A 19,477-nucleotide genomic window follows, 5' to 3' on the forward strand; every position below is an offset into this window, starting at 1 on the left:
TGCCCGACATGCAACGTGCCGTTCGCCCCCTGACACCGGACACACGCAGCGTCAGTTTACTGACGCCATGTCGAGTCGTGCCGTCGCGCCGCTCTGTATCCCAGCCCTGTATCCCAATCCTGTCCCTGCTTCATGCTCCTGAGGAGAAGCCCCTTGGCCAACTTCACTCTGAACGGCAAGGCCGTCAGTCTCGAGGTCGATCCGCAAACCCCGCTGTTATGGGTGCTGCGTGAGCACCTGGGTCTGACCGGCACCAAGTTCGGTTGCGGCATCGCCCAGTGCGGCGCCTGTACCGTGCACCTGAACGGCACAGCGGCGCGCACCTGTGTCCTGCCGGTTCTGGCCGCCGAAGGTGGTGACATCGTCACCATCGAGGGGCTGGCCGAGAACGATGACCACCCGCTGCAGCAGGCCTGGGTCGAGGAGCAGGTGCCGCAGTGCGGTTACTGCCAGTCCGGCCAGATCATGCAGGCCGCCGACTTCCTCAAGAATACGCCCGACCCCACCGATGAGCAGGTCACCGCCGCCATGGCCGGCAACCTGTGTCGCTGCATGGCCTACGTGCGCATCCATCGCGCAGTGAAGCGTGCCGCCACCATCGCCAATGAGCGTGCCACCAGCCAGGTGAGCGGTCAGCAGACCGACGCCACGGCCGCGACTGCCGGCGTCGGCACCTTCGATCCGCGTGCCACGGCAGGCACCGTATCCCATTCTGCTGTCGAGGAGACGTCTCATGGCAAGGTTTGATGACAAGCTGGCCGCGCATCAGCGCGAGCTTGCTGCCGCGCACAAGACTTCCTCAAGCCGCGGCGGTATCACGCGGCGTGGCTTCCTGATCGGCAGTGTGGCGGGTTCCACCATGCTGGCCTTCGGTGTGTCCGGCGCGGCACTGGCTGCCGGGTCAGACGGCAAGGGTTCGGCCAGCGAGACGCTGTCCGCCGGCGCCTTCGAGCCGACCATGTGGTACGCCATCGCCACTGATGGCACCGTCACCGTGCATATCACCAAGTCCGAAATGGGCCAGCACGTCGCCACCAGCCTTGCGCGTCTGGTGGCCGAGGAGCTTGAGGCCGACTGGGACAGCGTCAAGGTCGATTATGTCGACAGCGCTCCCAAGTGGGGCTACATGATCACCGGCGGCAGCTGGTCGGTTCACCAGAGCTACCAGCCGCTGTCACAGGCCGGCGCGGCGGGGCGTATCGCGCTGATCGAGGCGGGCGCTCAGCAGATGGGCGTGGCGGTCGAGAGCTGCAAGGCACGCAAGGGACGCGTCATCAGTGGCGATCAGTCGCTGAGCTATGGCGAGATCGTCGCGGCGGGGCTGGAGCGCAGCTTCTCCGAGGAGGAGCTTGCGGCCATCGAGCTCAAGCCGGCCTCCGAGCGTCGCGTGCTGGGCACCAAAGGCAACGCGCTGGACGTGCCGCCCAAGACCAACGGTCAGGCCGTCTATGGCATCGACTACACCCTGCCGGCAGAGATCGAGGCGCGTGTCGGCAAGACATTGCATGCGCGTCCGGTGATGCCGCCGAGCCGCTTCGGCTGCAAGGTCACCGCCGTCGATGACAGCGAGGCCCGCAAGGTCATCGGTTATCGCCAGACCATCGAACTCAAGGACCCGTCCGGAATCTGTCAGGGCTGGCTTGCGGTCATCGCCGACAACTTCTCGGCGGCCATGCGCGCCACCGACCTGCTCAAGGTCGAGTGGAGCAAGGGCGACAGCTATCAGGTCGACGAGACGGCGATCCAGGCCGAGGGCCAGCGTCTGGTCAGCTCGCCGAGCCGCGACAATGGCTCGCTGCTGGTGGATCAGGGCGACCCTGCACCGCTGCTCGAGAATGCCATCACCACGGTGGAATCCACCTTCACCACCTCAAGCGTGCTGCACTTCACGCTGGAGCCGGCCAATGCGCTGGCCTACGAAGAAGATGGCCACTGGCACATCCACTGCGGCAACCAGCAGCAGTCCCTGCTGACCTCGCTGGTCACCAAGGCGCTGGAGCTCGAGGAAGGCAAGGTCACCCATCACCAGCTGTATCTGGGCGGTGGTTTCGGCCGTCGTCTGCACGGTGACTACGCGGTGCCGGCAGCGCTGGCCTCCAAGGCCGTGGGGCGTCCGGTGAAGATGATCTTCACGCGCCCGGATGACAGCCGCTTCGATTGCGTGCGCTCGCCCTCGGTGCAGCGCCTGCGTTCCGGTCTCGATGCCGAGGGGCGTGTCGTGGCCTCCGAGCACGCCGCCGCCGCCGGCTGGCCGACGGCAGCCCTGATGCCGGCCTTCATGGCGGAAGCCATCGAAGGTGGCGGCAAGCTGGACTCCTTCTCCATCAGCGGCGCGGACCACTGGTACAACGTCGGCACCCAGCGTGTCTGGGCGCAGCAGAACAAGGTCGCTCACGAGGCCTTCGTGCCCGGCTACCTGCGCTCCGTCGCACCGGGCTGGACGCTGTGGGCGGTCGAACAGCATATCGATGAGCTGGCACTGGCGGCCGAGCAGGACCCGGCCGAATTCCGTCTCGCGCTGCTGGACGCCGAAGGCCGCAACGCCGGCAAGGCGCCGGTCAGCACCGGCGGTGCCGAGCGTCTGCGCAACGTGCTCAAGCGCGTGATGGAGAAGTCCGGCTGGAGCGAGCGCGACAGCCTGCCGGCAGACACCGGCATGGGTGTGGCGCTGAGCTTCGGTCAGGAGCGCAGCATGCCGACCTGGGTGGCCTGCGTGGCACGGGTCAAGGTCGATCGCGCCACGGGCGAGATCAAGCTCGAGAAGCTGACCAGTGTGGTCGATGCCGGTACGCTGGCGCATCCGGATGGTGCCATGGCGCAGCTGGAAGGTTCGCTCCTGTGGGGCGTCTCGATGGCGATGCATGAAGGCACCGAATACCGCGAGGGCGGCCCGGTGGCGCAGAATCTGGGCGCCTATCAGCCGCTGCGCATGCATCAGGTGCCGCAGATGGATCTCGAGTTCGTCGACAGCACCGAGATGCCGGTCGGTCTCGGCGAGCCGGGCACCACGGTGGTCGCACCGGCGATCGCAAACGCCATTCAGCATACGGTCGGCGTGCGCCTGCGTGACCTGCCGATGCGTCCGGCGGCGCTCAAGGCCGCGCTCAGCGAGGCCTGATCCTCACCGGTGAATGCCTCTGATACCCGCCACTCCGGCATGCCCGGGTGGCGGGTTTCGTGTCTTCAGACCGCGTGCAGGCTTCTGAAATGAGAGACTTTTGATGCAACACCTTGATCTTGAAGTGATCCATCAGGCGATCGACTGGCTGGCACCCGCAGATGGCGAGCCATCCGCGCGCCCGATCTGGCTATGCACGGTGCTGGCCACCTTCGGCTCCTCACCGCGTGAGCCGGGTACCTGGCTGGTGGCGCGTGCCGATGGGCAGCATCGTGGTTCGCTGTCCGGCGGCTGTGTCGAGGAGGACTTTCTGGCACGCCTGGCTGACGGGGAGTTCACCGCACCCGCCCAGGTGATCCGCTATGGCGAGGGCGGCCATCAGGGCGCGGGGATCGCCTTGCCCTGTGGCGGCATTCTGGACGTACTGGTCGAGCGCTTCACGGCCTGTGATGCGGACATCGCGCATCTCGAGGCGTTGCGCGCGGCGCTCGAGGGCCAGACGCCGCGTCTGCGGCAGGTGATGCTGGAGGGGGATGGCGCGCGTGCGCTTCAGCACGACAGCGGGCTGGGGGAGCGGGTCGAACCACTCAAGGGCCACGCGGGCCAGGCATGCGGCTATCAGCTGCGGGTCGGGCCGGTGGCGCGTCTGCTGCTGGCGGGCCTCTCGCCGGTGGCGGAAGCCTGCGCAGCCTTCGCCGTCAGTCTCGGCTTCGAGGTGATCATCTGCGAACCGCGCGAGGAAGTGCTGGCCGACTGGGATGCCCGCAAGGCGCCGCTCGGGGGCGTCAGCCTGCGCCGTGAGCTGCCGTCACGCTTCATCGCCGCCGGTGGCTGTCATGCCGCCACCGCCGTGGTCGCGCTGACCCACGACCCGCGTATCGATGACCTGGCGATGATCGAGGCGGTACGCCAGCCCGCGTTCTATATCGGCGTGATGGGTTCGCTGCGTACCTCGCAGGCGCGCGCCGAGCGGCTGGCACGCAGCGGTGGACTCAGCGCCGAGGAGATCGCGCGCATCGTGATGCCGATCGGGCTGAATCTGGGCAGCAAGACACCGGCCGAGATCGCGCTGGCGGTGATGGCCGATATCGTGCGCATCCGCCGTGGCCGCGCTCGCGAGAGCCTGTGAAGCCGCTCAGGGAGCAGGCAGGGAGGTCGCCCATGAATGAGTCGATCATTCTGGTCATGGCCGCGGGGCAGAGTCGCCGCTTCGACAGTGACAAGCGTCAGGCGCGTCTGGCGGATGGCCAGACACTGCTGATGGCGACGCTGTCGCGGGTCATGTCCTGTGAGGTGGACTGGCGTCTGCTGCTGCGTGAGGACGATGATCCCGCCGCACTGCTGGGAGATGACTTCGCGCGTGAGCATGCCGGGCGGTTTTGGCGTGCGCCGCAGGCGGGCAATGGGCTCGGTGCCAGTCTCGGCGATGCCTTCCGTCAGCTGGAAGATGATGCTGGATTGGCGCATGTGCAGGTGGCGGCGGTATGGCTGGCGGACATGGCGCAGATCACGGCGCAGACCTTTCATGTCCTTCGGGCCGAGGCTCAGGCCGATGGCGTGCATATCGTGCGACCGAGGCTTGAAGGCGAGGGCGGCCCCGGGCATCCGGTGCTGTTCGGGCGGGCGCTGTGGGCAGAGCTTGCGACGCTTGTAAGCGGCGAGGGCGCGCGCGAGGTGATCGCGCGACATCGCGAGGCGCTGCGTGAGGTGGCAGTCGGCGATGCTGGTATCCATCACGACATCGATACGCCAGCGATGCTGAAGCTCAGAGGCTGAGGCATAAACTGAAACTGAAATTGAAAGAAGTCACGTGCTCTGGAAACAGGCCCCTCCAGACAGCAAAAGGCCCCGTCACTCCAAGATGACGGGGCCTTTTGCTGTCTGCCTTTCGCGTTACAGCGTGCGCATATCCAGCAGCTTGATGCTCTGGATGCGCGGCTCGCCCCAGCTCAGGTCGAGCACCCACTCGGCGTCGAAATGCGTGTGCAACACGCTGCCATCGCGCATGGCAGCACGGTGCTCACCGCCCATGCGCAGGGTGGCGCTGTCGAGGCTGTTGCGCTGGGCACGCACCCAACCGAGTGCATGGCCATTGACCAGCAGCTCGCTGCGACGCTGCTCCCAGTTGGCCAGGTACTCGCTGCCGGTCAGGGTTTCATCCAGCAGCTGGATGGAAGCCTCCTCGCCCAGCAGTTCCGCCAGTTCGATAGCAGGCGCCATGCGGTTGAGCATGGAGAACCAACGGTGCGCGAAGTTTTCGAGTTCGGCCTCGAGGGCCAGATCATTGAAGGTATCGGCGTACATGGCACCTGCTCCCGAGTGGGTAAATATTGATGGGCATTATGCCGAGAGTCGTGAGCAGTAAACATGCCACGAACGGAACGGCAGTGTTGCCAACGGGGAGTCAATGCTTCAACGGTTGCTGAAGCCGCGACGCCCCGTGGCGTTTGCCTGTTCTCGATCTCTCGGGAGAGTGATCGTATCAGTGGTCGTATCAATGAATGCGGCGGCCTGACTCGGCATTGCTGTCCGGTGTGTCAGTGTCCTGATGCGCTTCACGTTTCTCGACCAGACGACGGATACCGACATAGAACAGCGGTGTCAGCAGCAGGCCGAATACGGTGACGCCGATCATGCCGGAGAACACCGCCACGCCCATCGCCTGACGCATCTCACTGCCGGCACCGGTGGCCAGTACCAGCGGCACCACGCCCGCGGTGAAGGCTACCGACGTCATCAGGATGGGGCGCAGACGCAGGCGACAGGCCGTCAGCACGGCGTCCAGACGACTCTGGCCAGCATGCTGCTGCTCACGAGCGAACTCGACCAGCAGGATCGCGTTCTTGCACGCCAGCGCCACGAGCACGATCAAGCCGATCCGCGTGAAGATGTTGTTGTCGCCCCCCGTCAGCCACACGCCGGCCAGCGCCGACAGCAGCGTCATTGGCACGATCAGGATGATCGCCAGCGGCAGCGACCAGCTCTCGTACTGGGCGGCCAGCACCAGGAATACCAGCACCACCACCAGCGGGAAGATGTAGATCATGGTGTTGCCGGCCAGCACCTGCTGGTAGGTCACCTCCGTCCACTCGTAGCCGATGCCCTGTGGCAGGTTGTCGGCCAGCACTTCCTCGATGGCGGCCTTGGCCTGATCACTGGAGACGCCCGGCGCCGGTGAGCCATTGATGTCGGCACTGACGAAGGTGTTGTAGTGCATCACGCGGTCCGGGCCGGTGGTCGGTGTCACCTTGACGAAGCTGCCCAGCGGAATCATGCGGCCGTTGTCGCTGCGCACCTTGAGGTTGCGGATGTCATCCGGGTCGAGACGCGCCGACTGCTCGGCCTGGGCGCGTACCTGATAGGTACGCCCGAAGCGGTTGAAGTCATTGACGTACAGCGAGCCCATATAGACCTGCAGGGTTTCGAAGGCACGTTCCACCGGCACGCCCATGATCATCGCCTGCTCGCGATCCAGATCGATGTCGTACTGCGGCACCTGGATGCGGAAGCTGGAGTAGACACTGCTCAGACGCGGGTCAGCATTGCCCTTGGCGGTGATGGTCTGCACGGCGGAGAACAGCTCATCGAAGCCCTTGTTGCCGCGGTCCTGCAGCTGCAACTTGAAGCCGCCCGTGGTCCCCAGACCCAGAATCGGCGGCGGCGGGAAGACGGCGACGAAGGCCTCGTCGATGCCGGCAAACTTGCGGTTGAGCTCGGCGGCGATCGCCTGGCCGGAGAGCTGGGGCGACTGGCGATCCTCGAAGTCATCCAGCGGCGTGAACAGGATGCCGGAATTGGAAGCATTGACGAAGCCGTTCACCGACAGCCCCGGGAAGGCCACGGTATGGGCGACCCCCGGTGTCTCGAGTGCCAGCTTCTGCATCTCGTTGATGACCTCGGTGGTGCGATCAAGGCTTGCCGCGTCCGGCAGCTGAGCCATCGCGACCAGATACTGCTTGTCCTGTCCCGGGATGAAGCCGCCGGGCACGCTGTCGAACAGCTTGCCGGTGGTGCCGAGCAGTGCCAGATAGATCACGCCGACGATGACACCGAAGCGCAGCAGCTTCTTGATCAGGCCGGTGTAGCCGTTGGACATCGCATTGAAGGCCCGGTTGAACGGCGCGAACAGCCAGCGTCCGAACAGGCCATCGATGAGGCGTGTCAGCCAGTCCGGCTTGGCACCGTGGGGCTTGAGCAGCAGGGCCGAGAGCGCCGGCGACAGGGTCAGTGAGTTGAAGGCCGAGATCAGCGTCGAGATGGTGATGGTCAGCGCGAACTGCTTGTAGAACTGGCCGCTCAGGCCGCTGATGAAGGCGGTGGGCACGAAGACCGCCGTCAGCACCAGCGCGATGGCGATGATCGGGCCGGTCACCTCGCGCATGGCGATCTGGGTCGCCTCGATGGGAGAGTGGCCCAGCTCGATGTTTCGCTCGACATTCTCCACCACCACGATGGCGTCATCGACCACGATACCGATGGCCAGTACCAGTCCGAACAGCGACAGCGTATTGATCGAGACACCCATCAGCTGCATGACCGCGAAGGTGCCGATCAGCGAGACCGGCACCGCGATCAGCGGGATGATCGAGGCGCGCCAGGTCTGCAGGAACAGGATCACCACGATCACGACCAGCAGGATGGCCTCGAACAGGGTATCGATGACCGCCTCGATGGAGCCGCGCACGAAGACGGTGGGGTCGTAGACGATGTCGTAGCTGACACCATCGGGGAAGGCATCGGACATCTCGCTCATGCGCTCGCGGACCGCATCCGACAGCGCGATGGCATTCGAACCGGGGCGCTGGAAGATCGGCATCGCCACCGCATCCTTGCCGTCGAGTTGCGCGCGCAGCGAGTAGCTGTCGGCACCCAGTTCGACACGTGCGACATCCTTCAGACGCGTCAGGCGGCCATCCTCATCGACACGGATGACGATGTTCTCGAATTCCTGCGTGCTCTCGAGACGTCCGCGCACATTGAGCAGACGCTGGAACTGGTTGTCATCCGGGGCGGGCTGGGCACCGACGGACCCGGCGGCGACCTGCTGGTTCTGGGCGCGCAGCGCACTGATCACGTCACCGGCAGACAGCCCACGCGCCGCCACGGCGTCCGGGTCCAGCCATACGCGCATGGAGTACTCGCCAGCACCGAACAGGCGCACGTCACCGACCCCGTCGAGACGGGCGAGGTTGTCCTTGAGATTCAGGCGCGCGTAGTTGGATAGCCACAGCTGGTCATAGCGGCCATCCGGAGAGGTCAGGTGGACCACCATCGTCAGGTTGGGCGAGGCCTTCTCGGTGGTGATGCCAAGCTGCTGGACTTCCTGTGGCAGTCGCGGCGTGGCGCGTGCCACGCGGTTCTGCACCTGCACCTGGGCCTTGTCCAGATCCGTGCCCAGCGCGAAGGTTGCCGTCAGGGTCAGGTTGCCGTCGGAGGTCGCCTGGGAGTCCATGTACAGCATGCCTTCGACGCCGGTGATCTCCTGCTCCAGCGGCGTGGCCACGGTGGAGCCGATGACCTCCGGGTTGGCGCCCGGATAGTTGGCGCGCACCACCACGGTGGGTGGCACGACTTCGGGATACTCGGAGATGGGCAGCTTGACCAGCGACAGCAAGCCGCCGATGACGATCAGGATCGACAGCACCGCGGCGAAGACCGGGCGCTTGATGAAGAAACCGGAGATGTTCACGAACGACCTCCGGCTGCCTGACGGTCAGCCTCGGCGAGAGTCGCGGCCTTCTGGTCATTGTCCTGGTTCAATTGGCGGGCAGCTTGCTGCCCCTGCAGGCGGGAGACACGTGCCGCCAGTGACTTGAGGGCGCCGTCATCCTCGATGTCGACCAGCTTGGGGCTGATCGGCATGCCCGGACCTGCCTTGGCAGGCCCTGCGGCCAGCACGCGGTCACCGGCGGCCAGGCCATCGGTGACGGCACGCAGCGGGCCGAAGCGCGGGCCGGTGGTGATGCCGCGGTAGGCGAGGGTGTTGTCCTTGGCGACCACCAGCACGAACTGACGGTCCAGATCGGTGCCGATGGCGCGCTCCGGAATCAGCACGGCATCCCGGATCTCGGGCGAGGCGAGACGCAGGCGTGCAAAGGCGCCCGGACGCAGGGCGGCATCATCGGCGCTGAAGGTGGTACCGATCCGCAGGGTGCCGGTATCGATGTCGACACTGTTGTCGATGAAGTCGAGCTCACCGTGGAAGGGGAAATCCTGCTGACCGGCCAGCTGCAGTTCGACCGGCAGGTGATCATCGGCGCTGACGTTCGCGAAGTCCTGATTCCAGGTCAGTTCGCTGATGTCGATATAGGCGTCCAGCTGGCGGGTCTCGACCAGTGTGGTCAGCACGCTCTGGCCAGCCTGCACGGTGTTACCACGCGTGATGCGCGCATTGGACAGGCGGCCGTCGATCGGGGCACGGATGGTGGCGTAGTCCAGATCCAGGCGCGCACGTTCCAGCTGAGCGATGGCACCCTTGAGCTGAGCGCTCAGACCGGTGGCATTGGTGCTGCGCGAATCGGCCTCCTCGCGGGAGATCAGGTGGCGCTTGACCAGGCTGGCGGCACGACCGGACTCGCTGCGCGCGTTGGCCAGTTCGGCCTTGAAGCGAGCGACATCGGCTTCCAGTCGCTCGACCTCAGTCTTGAAGGGGCGCTGATCAAGACGTACCAGCGGCGTGCCGGCGGTCACCTGGCTACCTTCGGTGAACAGCACTTCTTCGACTTCGCCGCTCACGCGTGGGCGCAGTTGTACGCGCTGGGGAGATTCCAGGCGCGTGGTATAGGTGTGCCAGGCCGCCACCGGCTGCGAGATGGCAGCGACGACTTCCATCGTGGGGGGCGTCTGTTGCGCGCTGTCGTTCGCTTCACCACTGCCTTCACTGCAGGCGCTGAGCGTCAGCAGGCCGCCGAGGGTCAGCAGCAGGGAATAAGCGATACGAGAAAGGCGCGCCGGACGTGAGTTCAGTCTCGACATGGGAATCTACCGTTGCAGAAGGAGTTGCACGGCATCCTAGAGAGACTGCGCATTATCGATAAGTCCCATCAGACACACTGCTTTAATGCTGAAATTGCACCAATTGTGTAGATGGCATGCTTTCCACGTGATGCGCTTGAGCGATTGGCCCTGTTCAGGTCGTGACAGGGTTGTCACAAGACAGGTGGCTGAATGTCACTGAACACTGCCTCAACGCAAAAACCCCGCGGCAGATGCCAACGGGGTTTGTTGTCGAACATGTCACTTGTGTCTAATGCCGCTCATCTCATGGCGCAGACATCACGACATGGCTGGCATGCCGCTTGAGTCGAACTTACTGCTTCTCGCCGAAGTACTTGGTATGGATGGTGTCGTAGGTGCCATCGGCCTTCAGTTCGGCCAGGGCGCCATTGATCTGCTCGGCCAGGTCCTTGTCACGCTTGCGCATGGCGATACCGAAGCCGTCGCCGAAGTACTTCTTGGGCTCGGTGACCACTTCACCCACGGCCTTGTAGTTGCCGTTGCCGCCGTCGATCAGGGTGGACTTGCCGACCGGGAAGTCGAGGAAGGCGATATCGAGGCGACCCGCGTCCATGTCCAGCACCAGGTCATCGGCGGTGGTGTAGCGTTTGACCTCGGCATTCTTGCCATAGAGATCAGTGACGTAGTTGTCCTGCAGGGTACCGCGCTGCACGCCGATGGCCTTGCCGGCCAGGGCTTCCTGGGAGGTGGCGCTCAGCTCGCTGTCGGACGGGGCGAACCAGGCGGACGGCGGGGTGATGTAGGTGTCGGAGAACAGCACCTTCTCGCGGCGTTCCTCATTGATGGTCATCGAGGACATGATGGCGTCGTACTTGCGCGCCATCAGGCCGGGAATGATGCCGTCCCACGCCTGGATGACCCACTCGCAGTCGCGGTTGATCTTCGCGCAGATGGCATTGCCCAGTTCGATATCGAAACCGGTCAGCTCACCGTCGGGCGTCTTGTATTCCATCGGCTCGTATGGCACATCGACGCCGATGCGCAGCGATTCGGCCGCCTGAGCGCCACCGGCCATCAATGCTGCACCCAGCAGGGAGATTCCCAGAAGCTTCTTCATGTCAGTCCCATCCATCATTGTTGTTGGTCATACTGGCTGATCAGTGGCATCAGACACTCCCTCCTGAACACCAGCCATCTGAGCCGCGGACATAAGGGGGCGTGTCATGCCAGTGGCTCCACACTAGCCCAGTCCGAGGCTGTGGTGAAGAGGGTCAATGGACAAATTCAAGCGGTCGTTAAACGAGATGAATTCCTGCCGTTATATCCTTATATAAAAAAAGCGCCCTACAAAGGGCGCTTTTGACGTTCAGCTTAACGGTTTCAAGTGTGCCAGCAGGCGTTTCTCCAGTTGCCGGAATATGGCAATGATGGTGAAGGTCAGACACAGGTAGATGGCGGCGACGAACAGGAATGCCTCGAAGGGCGCGTAGAAGCGTGCGTAGATGTCACGCGCGGCGCCGGTGAGGTCCAGAAGCGTCACCACGCTGCAGATGGCACTGGCATGCAGCATGAAGATGACTTCATTGCCGTAGGCCGGCAGCGCCCGGCGGAAGGCACTGGGCAGAATGATGCGACGCATCATTCTGGCGCGTGACATGCCGTAGGCGCGGGCGGCTTCCATCTCGCCCTTGGGGGTCGACTGGATGGCACCGTGGAAGATCTCGGTGGTGTAGGCCGCGGTATTGAGCACGAAGGCCAGCAGCGCCGGCACGAAGGGATCACGGAAGTAATCCCACAGCCAGGTCTCCTGGATGCTGGGCACATGCACGCTGGTCACGCCCAGCGAGATGTCGAAGCCGTCGAAGAACACCACGCCGTAGTAGATCAGATAGAGCTGGATCAGCAGCGGCGTGCCCCGGAATACATAGGTGTAGAGATAGACCGGCATCTTCACCCAGCGACGACGCGAGCCGCGCAGGATCGCCAGCGGCACGGCCAGTATCAGGCCGATGAGCAGCGCCAGACACACCAGCTGCACTGTGGTGACCAGCCCTTCCCAGTAGTGCCACAGGGTGGTCGCGGTGAAGATGTAGTTGTCGCTCAGCGCATCCTCGAGCATCTGACCCAGCTGGGTGATGATGCCTGAAGGGCCTGCATCATTCAGTTGTTCCATGCGCTGGCCTCCCCGAATCCGGCGTTATAGCGCTTCTTGAGGCGTGCCAGCCCCCATTCGGACACGGTGGCGATCAGCAGATAGCCCGCCGCGACCGGCAACAGGAAGGTGAAGGGCTCGTGGGTCGCCTTGGCGGCCTCACTGGCGACACGCACCATGTCGACCAGCCCGATCACCGACACCAGGGCGGTGGTCTTGAGCAGCACCATCCAGTTGTTGCCCAGCCCCGGCAGGGCGTGGCGCATCATCAGCGGGAAGCGAATGCGCTTGAAGACCTTCCAGTCGTTCATGCCATAGGCGCGCCCGGCCTCGATCTGCCCGGCATCCACCGCCATGAAGGCGCCACGGAAGGTCTCGCCCATGTAGGCACCGAAGATGAAGCCGATGGTGACGACGCCGGCAGTGAACTCATCGACATTGACGAAGACGTCGATGTCGTAGCTGTCATACAGCCAGTCGGTGACCATGTTGATGCCGATCTGGCCGCCGAAGAACAGCAGCAGCATCAGCACGATGTCGGGAACGCCGCGGATGATGGTGGTGTAAAGCGTCGCGAGCCAGCGCAGAGGCGTGGAGCGCGACATCTTGGCCGTCGCCGTCAATAGCCCCAGCGCGATGGCCAGCAGCTGGGCCAGCACGGCCAGCTGCACCGTGACCCAGGCACCTTCCAGCAGGCTGGGCCCGTAGCCTTGTAGGTCAATCATGGGAAATCTCCCGTGAAGCGCCGAATAACCCGTTCAGCGGCTTACTGGTGGTTGTCGGACGCAGTGGCGGCGCTGGCGAAGTACTTGTCGTTGAGACGCTTGAGCGTGCCATCGGCCTTGAGCGCTTCCAGGGCACCATCGATGGCCTTCTTGAGGTCGCGGTCGCGCTTCTTCATGGCGATGCCGAAGCCGTCGCCGAAGTACTTCTTCGGCTCGCTGATGGCGCTGCCGGTGTTGACGAAGTTGCCGTCGTTGGCGTTGACCAGGGTGTCCTGACCGACCGGCAGGTCCAGGAAGGCGACATCGACGCGGCCGCTGTCCATGTCCAGCACCAGGTCATCGAGCTTGGTGTAGCGGCGCACTTCTGCCGTGCGGCCGTAGAGGTCGGTGACGTAGTGATCCTGCAGGTTGCCGCGCTGCACCCCGATCACCTTGCTCGCGAGCGCCTCGGCATCGAGGGTGCCCGCGCCCGCCAGCGGACTGTCCGCCTTGACGAACCAGCCGGACGGCGGCGTGAAGTAGGGCTCGGAGAACAGCACCTGACGCTCACGCTCCGGATTGATGGTCAGCGCCGACATGATGACGTCGTACTTGCGCGCCATCAGGCCCGGGATGATGCCGTCGAAGTCCTGCTCGGTCCATTCGCAATGGGTGGCGAGCTGGGCGCAGATGGCGTTGCCCAGTTCGATCTCGAAACCGGTCAGCTCACCGCTGGGCAGCTTGTAGCCGAAGGGCGCGTAGGGCACGTCGATGCCCAGGCGCAGCGGGTCCGGCACATCGGCCGCCTGGGCGGCGCTGGTGGTGATGGCGAAGGTGGAGAGACCGAGGGTGAGACCCAGCAGGGCACGTGTCGCGAACTGTTTCATTACTTGTCATTCCTGAAGTCTTGGACACCTCGAGGCCTGCCGTTGGCATGGCGCTCGCGGTGCTGAATCATGTACCGGTCACGGGATCACCGTGCCGGGATGTGCCACAGGCCGAGCGGTAGGCTCAGCGATGGGCCAAGGGCCATTCATCAGTACTGGTGATCAGGGCGCTTGCTCAGTACTTGGGCGCCAGGAACTGCTTGAGGCGCTCCGACTGGGGATTGCCCAGCACGTCTTCCGGCTTGCCGGCTTCCTCGACCAGCCCCTGATGCAGGTAGACCACCTGGCTCGAGACATCTCGCGCGAAGCTCATCTCGTGGGTCACCACCACCATGGTGCGGCCTTCCTCGGCCAGGTCACGCATGACCTTGAGCACGTCACCGACCAATTCCGGGTCGAGGGCCGAGGTCGGTTCATCGAACAGCATCACCTCCGGCTCCATCGCCAGTGCGCGTGCGATGGCGCCGCGCTGCTGCTGGCCACCGGACATCTGCGCCGGATAGTAGTCGGCGCGCTCGAGCAGGCCGACGCGGTCCAGCAGACTGCGTGCGTGGGCGATGGCTTCCTTCTTCGGCTTGCCGAGCACATGGATCGGCGCCTCGATGACATTTTCCAGCAGCGTCATGTGCGACCACAGATTGAAGCCCTGGAAGACCATCGACAGGCGCGCGCGCATGCGCTCGACCTGACGCCAGTCCATCGGTTCGCGGCCACGGCGGCTTTCCTTGAAGCCGATCTGCTCGCCATGCACGAAGATGTCGCCGCCGTCCGGCTGCTCCAGCAGGTTCATGCAGCGCAGAAAGGTGCTCTTGCCGGAACCGGACGCGCCGATCAGGGTGATGACATCGCCCTTGCGTGCTTGCAGTGACAAGCCCTTGAGCACCTGATTGGTGCCGAAGGACTTGGTGATGTTGCGGACCTCGAGAGGCAGCGCGTCGCTGCTCGGGCTCTCGGCCACGGAAGATCTCATGGTCATGCAGTTACTCCAATCCGGACGTTGCCAGCCCTGGGGGCAATGACACGCCACGAGTCCGCCGCGGGGCGGTCGGGCTCGGGATACAGGTTCGTTGCCGACATGGCACGGCTGCCTGGCACTGCCTTTCACTGCCGCTCGCTGACTTGCGCGACGCAGACGTGATGAGGCGGCAAGGCGTGGCACGGGAGGAGTGGCGGAGAATGCCGTCAGGGGCATGGCCAGTTCCTCACGATCAGTCCGATTGATCGTCGTTCTCGCTGCCAGTGACCGTCTACAACAGGCGAAAAATGCCTGTGCTTGCATGTCGTGGACGGGAAAGGGGGCCGATTCTACCAGCTCAACGCAGGGTTCACCGCTATCTGGCGTGGAGGAATGTTACGACTTTGGTGGAGCCTGCAAGGACGCACGCGGATGCCGTCCGGCCGTGGGGGAGGAGTCTTCATGATCAAGGTCGCCTGTTGTCGTTGTCGTAAGGCTTTCGTCAGTGCAATCGCGCCGGCATCGTGCTGCGCCCTGAGGGGGATGGGCGGGCAGAACGCCGGCGCTTGTGGCTCAGTGCCGGTCTGTTCAGTGTCTGGTGACTCAGTCTGTCGGTGTCGAGCTCTCGGCCAGCAGCAGGGCGGCGCGGGCGCCTATCTCCACCTTGGCGTTGGGGAAGACCACCCGCAGTGGCGTATCGCCGATGATGCAGGGGCCAGCAGCGGCGTCTTCGGCCACCACGCTGCCGGGGGCGAAGGCGGTGAAGTTGGCGACATCCTCGCTGAAGCACAGCGTGAAGTCGGCTGACTGACGCATCAGTTCCACTTCCACCGTGAAGTAGTCGATGGCCTGTGGGTCCGCTTCGGCGGGCGCCGTGCCGGTCGCCAGTGCCGCGAGCAGGGCTTTCATCGGTGCGAGTGCCGCCATATCGTTGGCGCCGAAGGGGCGTACCTGGCCCAGCTCCAGCGTGAAGGCGTCGGCATCATGGTAGTGGCGCGAATAGTGCGAGAAGGTCCAGCTGTGCTGATGCTGGTGCAGCACGGCCTGGATGCCGGCGGCGCTCAATATCGGCCACTGCGATGCGCTGATGGCGTCGCCATCACTGAAGGGCACCACCGCGAAGCGCGGATAGAGGCTGTCGCGGATGGCGGTGTGCATGTCGTAGTGCAGACGGCGCGTGCCCTCGGCCAGCGGGAAGCGAGCATAGAAGGTGTCCACGGCCGCCATCAGCTGGCGCGCGCGCGCCGGCTCATCATCGGACGGACAGTCGTTGCCCGTGACGCTTGCCTCGGCGCGCTTGAACAGCCGATTGAGATTGGTGGTGATGAAGCGCTCGCCACGGCGGATGGCAGGTAGGTTGCCCAGAATCAGCAGCAGCGGCGCCCCGACGATCAGGTGGCCGCTCTCCAGGCCCGCGATCAGCTCACCGAGCAGCTCGATGGGGGCGGTCTCGTTGCCGTGGATACCGGCGGAGATCACGCACGGGCGCGCCTTGGGCCCCGTGACGTCGGGGGTGATCTCCAGCACGCCGGGCGCGACGATCTCATAGCGACCGCCGGGAATACGGCCCATGCCACGGGCGCTGGCGTGGCCTTCGAGTGTCAGGTCTAGCCAGTCGGCAATCACGAGGCAGTCGGCTCCTGGCGAACATTGGTGGATTCGAAGATCTTGTCGGCGCTGGCCGCCACGAAGCCCTGATACAGCTCGCCATCGGCGTCGGGATAGCGGCGCGCGAACTCGTAGTAGCAGGTGGAGATCTCATGCTCCTCGCCACCGGCGAAGGTGAAGGTCTGGCGGTCGGCGAGGGTGGAGGCCTGCTCCAGCAGCACCTCGGGCGAGCCCTTGATGCGCCCTCCGGCCGGATTGATGCCAAGGCCAAGCGACTCGACGCGCGTCAGCACCTTGTCGAGGGTGTCGTGATGGCTGAGCGCGTTGACGCTGATGGTGAAGTGGTTGGCGCGCAGGCCGATGATCGACAGCCAGGCCGCATACTCGCTCTCTTCCATCAGGCGCTGATACTGCTCGAAGCTGGGCGCTTTCCACAGGCGGCCAGACCACAGCACGGAGGGCTGGGTGGCGGCATCCGGCGAGATCTGGCTGACCAGGCCATCGATGATCGCCTGGGCGCGCTCGGACAACTCATGGCATTTCAGCTCGGAGAGGAAGACGCGCGGCATGTCGGGAGACGGCGGTAGATAGCCGAAGGCGCGCAGTTTCTTCTCGCGGAAATCATAGGGTGCGAAGCGGGTGTAGCCCAGCGCCAGCAGGTGAGGCTCCAGCGCGCTCAGGGTGATGGGCCCGCGATCGAAGGTGCGGAAGGCGACGTGGTCGTTGACGATGGTCTCGCCGTCAGCGATGAAGGCATCCTGGATCTTTTGGGCCTGGGGCGTCATGGCGACGTAGTCATCCCACAGGGCGCTGAAGAACTGCTGGATATCCATGGCACGGGCTCCCTCTGAACTGAGTTGCCCAGTGCAGCGAGGCGTCACTGGCACTGGGCGACAGCATCAAACGATTGGCATCAGGGCAGCGCACTCGGCGAGGCGCTACCCCGGAAGATTGTCAGCTCACCATTGGCGAGCCACGCGCGCGTGACAAGATGCGAGGTCGGTTGGATGAAAGCGGCTGTCCGCACCATATAAACGTCACGCGCCGGTTTAGACCTTGGTGTCAGGCCTTGGGTCTTGGGACCGGGTTCGGTGTCAGCTATCGGTGTCAGCGTTCGGTGTCATCAGGAGAGGGGCAGGCGTTGCCCTGTTCGACCTTGATCAGCGCGTCGGTCGCGAAGCCGAGCTCGGCGGCCTGCTCGACCAGCGCCTGGTAGGTGCCGTCATCCAGCTGCGGCTCACGCGCCAGTATCCACAGGTAGTCGCGATCGGCACCGGCCACCAGCGACCACTGATAGTCGTCATCCAGCGCCAGCACGTTGTAACCGCCATAGAAGGGGCCGAAGAAGCTGACCTTGAGGGCCGCCGTCTCGCTGCCCTGAGTGAAGTAGGCGCGACCTTCGGCCTGGCTCCATTGCCCTTGCTCGGCGTTGTAGCCGCGATTGATGACGCGCACTCCGCCGTCCTCGCGGGGCGAATAATCGGCGCTGACGCAGCTCAGGCCCTCCTCGAAGCTGTTGGGCAGGCGGGCGATCTCGTGCCATTCGCCGTAGTAACGTTCGAGCTCGAAATTCTCGACGGGCTGGGTGCCGGAGGGGACTCCGGCGCAGCCGCCGAGAAGTCCGAGGAAGCCGAGAGAAAAGGCAATATGCGGCAGGCGTGTCATTGGCAGGCTCCATGCGTCAGGACGCCCCATTGATGAGTCGTGGGGCGTCCTGGCGTGATGCGGGTCATGAGAAAAAGGACGCAACGGCATCCTTGTCTCATTGGGGCGTCTGCCGCTGTCTCAAGAGGGAGGGTGACGCGGCGACATGCTCGAGGAGACGTCGAGCGTCGAGCGTCACAGTACCAGGCGGAGCGGATTGCCGGTGACGACGACGCCCCGACCGCGTTGCTTGGCCTCGTACATGGCGCTGTCGGCGCGCGCGATGACCGTTTCCGGCGTGGCGCCCGAGAAGGGGAACAGGCTGATGCCGATACTGGCGCTGACGGCGATGATCAGCGGCTCGCCATCGACCTCCAGCGTGATGGGACGGCTGATGGCGTCGATCAGACGCTCCGCCAGCTGCTCCGGGCCCTTGCGGCCGTTGCCCTCACGGCTGATCAGTACCAGAAATTCATCGCCGCCCAGGCGACCGACGATATCGTTGCCGCGCAGGGTGTTGCCCAGGCGCTCGCCGGTGATGCGCAGCACCTCATCGCCGATGGCATGGCCGTGGCGGTCATTGACCGGCTTGAAGCCATCGAGGTCGATGAACAGCGCGGCCTGCACCGTGCCGGGAGTCTGGATGTCGAGTATCTGGTCGAGGCGTGTCAGCAGGGCGCGCCGGTTGAGCAGCCCGGTGAGCGAGTCGCACATCGCATGGTCGCGCAGATCGTCCCGCTCGCCGGTGATATGGCATTCATGCAGGAAGAGTTGTCGGCTCTGGCGCTCGCGCGAGTAGGCGCTCATGCCCGCCAGCAGATTGACGGCCATCATGAAGAAAGCCTCGTTGGCTTCCACCAGGACATCGGAGCCAAGATGCATCAGCGCGCAGCTGGCGGTGCAACCCATCCATATCAGCAGTCCGCAGCCCATGGCATAGACGAACTGCAGCCCCAGCAGGGTGTAGGTCCAGAAGACCACGGTGATCAGGGTGACGAAGTAGACCGGGAAGTCACCATGCTCGTCCTCATGCTGTCCGGCGGCGTGGCTCTCCACCAGGTGCTCTCCGGCGTGACCGTCCCCCACATGGAACATCGCCAGCGTCCCCAGCGCTGCCACCAGCGAGGCCAGGCACAGGATGCCGTTGACGTGGTGCCTGAAGCGCGGGAGGCGTGACAGCAGGAACAGGCCCAGCACGCCGACCAGAACGCTGGTACGCAGCAGCAGATAGGTCTCGTAGTGATCCAGCAGACTGATCTCGATCAGCCCATAGGACGCGAACAGCAGACAGCTCAGCGGGATGGTGATCCGGCTGAGCTTGTGTGAGGTCTCGATCTGTCGACGCCGATAGCGTCGTTCCAGGGTGTCATCCGCAAAGCAGAGTGTCATGGGATTCATGGGGCGATACCTGAGTTGCCAGACTCTCAGGATGCCACTGCCTTGCGTGGTATG

General features: G+C 64.4%; 15 protein-coding genes and 1 pseudogene. 4 read left to right on the plus strand and 12 right to left on the minus strand.

The features are described from left to right. Positions 1 to 153: 153 nt before the first annotated feature. The 4 genes and pseudogenes from R2R70_RS14945 to R2R70_RS14960 all read left to right on the plus strand — a co-directional run. A pseudogene (locus tag R2R70_RS14945) lies at positions 154 to 600 on the plus strand ((2Fe-2S)-binding protein); the annotation flags it as partial. A 133-nt stretch (positions 601 to 733) separates the two neighbouring features. Beyond that, the gene (locus R2R70_RS14950; RefSeq protein WP_410978404.1) at positions 734 to 3,118 is read left to right on the plus strand and encodes a molybdopterin cofactor-binding domain-containing protein; all 2,385 of its coding nucleotides are present in this window, start codon (positions 734 to 736) and stop codon (positions 3,116 to 3,118) included. Positions 3,119 to 3,221: 103 nt separating this feature from the next. After that, the gene (locus R2R70_RS14955; RefSeq protein ID WP_410978405.1) at positions 3,222 to 4,247 is read left to right on the plus strand and encodes an XdhC family protein; all 1,026 of its coding nucleotides are present in this window, start codon (positions 3,222 to 3,224) and stop codon (positions 4,245 to 4,247) included. A gap of 32 nt (positions 4,248 to 4,279) precedes the next feature. Then, entirely contained in the window at positions 4,280 to 4,894 is a 615-nt protein-coding gene (locus R2R70_RS14960; RefSeq protein ID WP_410978406.1) for an NTP transferase domain-containing protein, read from the plus strand. Between the two features lie 117 nt (positions 4,895 to 5,011). Here the strand turns inward: R2R70_RS14960 and R2R70_RS14965 are convergent, their stop codons facing one another. The 12 genes from R2R70_RS14965 to R2R70_RS15020 form a co-directional block, all read right to left on the minus strand. After that, positions 5,012 to 5,422 carry a hypothetical protein gene (locus R2R70_RS14965; RefSeq protein WP_054555691.1) on the minus strand — a complete coding sequence of 137 codons (411 nt, stop codon included), beginning with the start codon at positions 5,420 to 5,422 and terminating at the stop codon, positions 5,012 to 5,014. 190 nt (positions 5,423 to 5,612) lie between these two features. Then, complete coding sequence (locus R2R70_RS14970) at positions 5,613 to 8,807, minus strand: efflux RND transporter permease subunit (RefSeq protein ID WP_410978407.1); 3,195 nt, start codon at positions 8,805 to 8,807, stop codon at positions 5,613 to 5,615. After that, positions 8,804 to 10,093, minus strand: coding sequence for an efflux RND transporter periplasmic adaptor subunit (locus R2R70_RS14975; protein WP_410978408.1), 1,290 nt, complete (start codon positions 10,091 to 10,093; stop codon positions 8,804 to 8,806). The genes R2R70_RS14970 and R2R70_RS14975 overlap by 4 nt, the downstream gene beginning before the upstream one ends. A gap of 334 nt (positions 10,094 to 10,427) precedes the next feature. Next, the gene (locus R2R70_RS14980) at positions 10,428 to 11,192 is read right to left on the minus strand and encodes a transporter substrate-binding domain-containing protein (RefSeq protein WP_410978409.1); all 765 of its coding nucleotides are present in this window, start codon (positions 11,190 to 11,192) and stop codon (positions 10,428 to 10,430) included. 249 nt (positions 11,193 to 11,441) lie between these two features. Then, complete coding sequence (locus R2R70_RS14985; protein WP_410978450.1) at positions 11,442 to 12,212, minus strand: ABC transporter permease; 771 nt, start codon at positions 12,210 to 12,212, stop codon at positions 11,442 to 11,444. 23 nt (positions 12,213 to 12,235) lie between these two features. Further along, a complete protein-coding gene (locus tag R2R70_RS14990) occupies positions 12,236 to 12,952 on the minus strand; it encodes an ABC transporter permease (RefSeq protein ID WP_043334396.1) in 717 nt (238 codons plus the stop codon). A gap of 41 nt (positions 12,953 to 12,993) precedes the next feature. Further along, positions 12,994 to 13,818, minus strand: coding sequence for a transporter substrate-binding domain-containing protein (locus R2R70_RS14995; protein ID WP_410978410.1), 825 nt, complete (start codon positions 13,816 to 13,818; stop codon positions 12,994 to 12,996). 175 nt (positions 13,819 to 13,993) lie between these two features. Beyond that, positions 13,994 to 14,788: an ABC transporter ATP-binding protein gene (locus tag R2R70_RS15000; protein ID WP_172978744.1), complete on the minus strand. Its 795-nt coding sequence runs from the start codon at positions 14,786 to 14,788 to the stop codon at positions 13,994 to 13,996. 588 nt (positions 14,789 to 15,376) lie between these two features. Continuing rightward, positions 15,377 to 16,399, minus strand: coding sequence for a succinylglutamate desuccinylase (locus R2R70_RS15005; protein ID WP_410978411.1), 1,023 nt, complete (start codon positions 16,397 to 16,399; stop codon positions 15,377 to 15,379). After that, positions 16,396 to 17,214: a DUF1338 domain-containing protein gene (locus R2R70_RS15010; RefSeq protein WP_043334387.1), complete on the minus strand. Its 819-nt coding sequence runs from the start codon at positions 17,212 to 17,214 to the stop codon at positions 16,396 to 16,398. Before R2R70_RS15010 ends, R2R70_RS15005 begins: the two co-directional genes overlap by 4 nt. A gap of 274 nt (positions 17,215 to 17,488) precedes the next feature. Then, positions 17,489 to 18,046, minus strand: a complete 558-nt coding sequence (locus R2R70_RS15015; protein ID WP_410978412.1) for a lipocalin family protein — start codon at positions 18,044 to 18,046, stop codon at positions 17,489 to 17,491. Between the two features lie 174 nt (positions 18,047 to 18,220). Further along, positions 18,221 to 19,423, minus strand: coding sequence for a diguanylate cyclase (locus tag R2R70_RS15020; protein ID WP_410978413.1), 1,203 nt, complete (start codon positions 19,421 to 19,423; stop codon positions 18,221 to 18,223). Positions 19,424 to 19,477: the final 54 nt, after the last annotated feature.

The sequence above is a fragment of the Cobetia sp. SIMBA_158 genome, assembly GCF_046566945.1.
Classification (GTDB): Bacteria; Pseudomonadota; Gammaproteobacteria; order Pseudomonadales; family Halomonadaceae; genus Cobetia; species Cobetia amphilecti.